A 1,387-nucleotide genomic window follows, 5' to 3' on the forward strand; every position below is an offset into this window, starting at 1 on the left:
GGAGGGCGTCGGCGTGCTGCTCGTCGAGCGGCTCTCCGACGCGGAACGGCTCGGCCACCGGGTGCTCGCGGTGGTCCGCGGCACGGCCGTCAACCAGGACGGCGCGAGCAACGGCTTCTCGGCGCCGAACGGGCCGTCGCAGCAGCGGGTGATCCGTCAGGCGCTCGCGAGCGCCGGGCTGTCCGCCGCGGACGTCGACGCCGTCGAGGCGCACGGCACGGGGACGACGCTGGGCGACCCGATCGAGGCGCAGGCGCTCCTCGCGACCTACGGGCAGGACCGCTCCGAGGACCGGCCGCTGCTGCTGGGCTCGATCAAGTCGAACATCGGGCACGCGCAGGCGGCGGCCGGTGTGGCCGGCGTGATCAAGATGGTGCTGGCGATGCAGCACGGAATGGTGCCGCGCACGCTGCACGTGGACGCGCCCTCGTCACACGTCGACTGGACGGCCGGCGCGGTCGCGCTGCTGGCCGAGGCCCGGGACTGGCCGGCGACCGGCCGTCCGCGCCGGGCGGGTGTGTCGGCGTTCGGGATCAGCGGGACCAACGCGCACGTGATCCTGGAGCAGGGCGAGCCCGAGCCCGTGCAGGAGGTTGGGGAGGCGGCCGGGGCGATGCCCTGGGTGGTATCCGCCCGGTCGGACGCGGCGCTGGATGCTCAGGTCGAGCGGCTGGCGAGGGTTGGCGAACTCCCGGCTGCGGATGTGGCGTTCACCCTGGCCGGGCGGACGGCCTTCCCGCACCGGGGGGTGATGGTCGACGGCGTTGAGGTGGCCCGAGGGGTCGCGGCCGACGGCAAGACGGCGTTCCTGTTCTCGGGGCAGGGGTCGCAACGGCTGGGGATGGGGCGGGAGTTGTATGGGCGGTTCCCGGTGTTCGCTCGGGCCTTCGATGAGGTGTGTGCGCAGCTTCCTGTGCGGGACGTTGTGTGGGGCGACGATGAGGAGTTGCTGAACCAGACGGCGTACGCTCAGGCCGGGTTGTTCGCCGTTGAGGTGGCGCTGTTCCGGCTCGTCGAATCGTTGGGCGTGCGGCCGGAGTTCGTGGCCGGGCATTCGATTGGTGAGGTGGCGGCGGCGCATGTGGCCGGGGTGTTCTCGCTGGAGGACGCGTGCACGCTGGTGAGTGCTCGTGGCCGGCTGATGCAGGCGCTTCCGGCGGGTGGCGCGATGCTCGCGGTACAGGCGACGGAGGACGAAGTCCTGCCGCTGCTGGGCGAGTTCGTGTCGATCGCGGCCGTCAACGGCCCGACATCCGTCGTCGTCTCGGGCTCTCTCGAAGCGGTAGCGGCAGTCGAGGCGCACTTCGCCGACCGCAAGACGACGCGCCTGCGGGTCTCGCACGCCTTCCACTCGCCGCTGATGGACCCGATGCTGGAGGACTTCCGT

1 protein-coding gene is annotated in these 1,387 nt (G+C 72.2%); it reads left to right on the forward strand.

The features are described from left to right. On the forward strand, positions 1 to 1,387 hold a 1,387-nt coding region (locus tag AB0O00_RS39585), incomplete at both ends, for a type I polyketide synthase (RefSeq protein ID WP_363659511.1).

Origin of the sequence: Kitasatospora sp. NPDC093558 (genome assembly GCF_040683475.1) — a bacterium.
Lineage (GTDB): Bacteria > Actinomycetota > Actinomycetes > Streptomycetales > Streptomycetaceae > Kitasatospora.